This is a genomic window from Synechococcus sp. H55.11, assembly GCF_047462475.1.
In the GTDB taxonomy this organism is placed as follows: domain Bacteria; phylum Cyanobacteriota; class Cyanobacteriia; order Thermostichales; family Thermostichaceae; genus Thermostichus.
The window spans coordinates 4,748-7,123 of record NZ_JANSJI010000091.1; the positions used below are offsets into that span (position 1 = coordinate 4,748).

General features: G+C 59.0%; 1 protein-coding gene. It reads left to right on the forward strand.

Annotated features, from left to right (window positions below):
* Positions 1 to 69: 69 nt before the first annotated feature.
* Positions 70 to 2,115 carry a PhoX family protein gene (locus tag NW853_RS04170; RefSeq protein ID WP_414333487.1) on the forward strand — a complete coding sequence of 682 codons (2,046 nt, stop codon included), beginning with the start codon at positions 70 to 72 and terminating at the stop codon, positions 2,113 to 2,115.
* The last annotated feature ends 261 nt before the right edge of the window (positions 2,116 to 2,376 follow it).

Here is a 2,376-nt window from a genome sequence, read left to right on the forward strand (position 1 = left end):
GCCTGTCCCAATGCGTGAAGAACGCAGGGAATAAAAGATCGACAAGACAAGAGAAGGGGAGAACTCAACATGAATAATCCACAGGATTCTAGGCTTCGCCATGGGGACGAGCCTCTGTGCAATCATTCGCCCAACCCCACCTTTAGCAGCATCCTGGAAACTCGCCTGCAGCGGCGCCAAGTGTTGCAGGGGGGAGTTGCCGCGGCAGTGGCCACCTTTTTTGGCCTACCGGCGCTAAACAACGCTAGTAAATCGGCCAAAGCGGCCAGCGGTAGTGCCTTGCTGGGTTTCAAGGCGATCCCCGTGAGCGCAGAGGACAAAGTGGTGGTACCGGAAGGCTACACGGCTCGACCGCTGCTGGCCTGGGGTACCCCTATCACCGGCACCTACCCTGAGTTCAAGCTGGAGAACACCGGCGCCGAGCAGGGGATGCAGGTGGGCAGCCACCACGACGGTATGCACTTCTTCCCTATTGAGGGCAAGGATCCCTGGCAGGGCAGTTCCACCGAGGGCTTGTTGGTGTTCAACCACGAGTATGTGGAGCCGCGCTTTATGCATGCTGCCGCCAAGGGTCAAAAGCTTAACGACGAGAGCTACCCAGTCAACCCCGACGGCAGCCGCGATCCCGATCAAGTGCTGAAAGAGCTAAACGCCCACGGGGTGAGCATTGTCCACATCAAGCGGGAGGCGGACGGTAACTGGACTGTGGTGCGGGATCGCCTCAACCGCCGCATCACCGGCCTCACCCTCATGGAGATCCAGGGCCCGGTGCGGGGATCCGACTTCGTCAAGACCAAGTTCAGCCCCGATGGCACGATGACACGGGGCACCTTAAACAACTGCGCCCACGGGGTTACTCCCTGGAACACCTACCTCACCTGCGAGGAGAACTGGGCCGGCTACTTCACCAACACCAGCAAAGGGCCGGATCAAAAGCCCAACCTGCCCCGCGAGCACAAGCGCTACGGCGTGAGCACCGAGACCTCCCGCTACGGCTGGGAGCTGGCTAGCAACAAGGCCGACGAGTTCATCCGCTTCAACGCCACCCCCACCGCTGCAGATGCCACCCAGGACTACCGCAACGAGCCCAACACCTTTGGCTGGGTGGTGGAGATCGATCCCTTTGATCCCAGCAGCAAGCCCCAGAAGCGCACAGCTCTGGGCCGCTTTGCCCATGAGGGCGTGGTGTTCCAGCCGCCAGTGGAAGGGCAGCCGATTGTGCTCTACATGGGGGACGATGCCCGCTTTGAGTACATCTACAAGTACGTCTCGGCCGAGCCCTACCGCAAGGAGACGGCAGGCGGCCACCTGCTGGACAACGGCACCCTGTACGTGGCCAAGTTCAACGAAGACGGCACAGGGGAGTGGATCCCGCTGGTGTTTGGGCAAAACGGCTTCACCCCCGAGAATGGTTTCACCAGCCAGGCGGATGTATTGGTAAACACCCGCACCGCGGCAGACTTCGTCGGCGCCACCAAGATGGATCGGCCCGAGTGGGGAGCAGTGGATCCCAAGACCCGCATGGTCTACTTCACCCTAACCAACAACAGCAAGCGGGAACAAGACCAGGTGAACGCCGCCAACCCTCGTCCCAAAAACCAGTGGGGCCACATCATCCGCTGGAAGGAAGCCAATGGCCAGCCCCAAGCTACCCGCTTTGAGTGGGACATCTTCGTCCTGGCCGGCCCGCCAGGAGATAGCCGCACCTTATCCGGCCAAGCTCTCAGCTCGGACAACATCTTCAACTCTCCCGATGGGTTGTGGTTCGATGCCAGCCGTCGCCTCTGGATCCAAACGGATTGTAGCGAGAGCAACCTCAACAAGGGAGATTTTGCCCAGTTCGGCAACAACCAGATGCTGGCTGCCGATCCGGATACCGGCGAAATTCGCCGCTTCTTGACCGGGCCGATCGGACAGGAGATCACCGGCGTGGTCACCACTCCCGACCAGCGCACTCTGTTCATCAACGTGCAGCACCCTGGTGCCAGCACCAGCGAGGAAGACTTTGCCGCCGGCAAGATCATTTCTCGCTGGCCCAATTATGACAACAACATCTACCCCCGCTCGGCGGTGGTGGTGATTACCAAAAATGACGGTGGCATTATCGGTACTTAATCAATACTGATTCTGTTGCCAACTCCCCAGGAAATCGGGCGGCAGGGATCCCTTCTCTGCCGCTTTCTTGTAGTCAATTCAGATAACATTCAAGTAACAATGAGACGCCAGCAAGTACAACAAATAGCTAAATGGCGCCGATTCCGATAGCGGGACGTATGGTCATTCAAATAGCCATGAAACTTTTCTCTACGTTGTTATTGCTTCGCAACGCTGTCGCGAACGCGCCGCTCTAACTCCCCTCTCCCTCAGGGAGAGGGG

Coding starts and splice junctions, on each gene's coding strand:
- NW853_RS04170 (WP_414333487.1), top strand. CDS start 70: ATGAATAATCCACAGGATTCTAGGCTTCGCCATGGGGACGAGCCTCTG.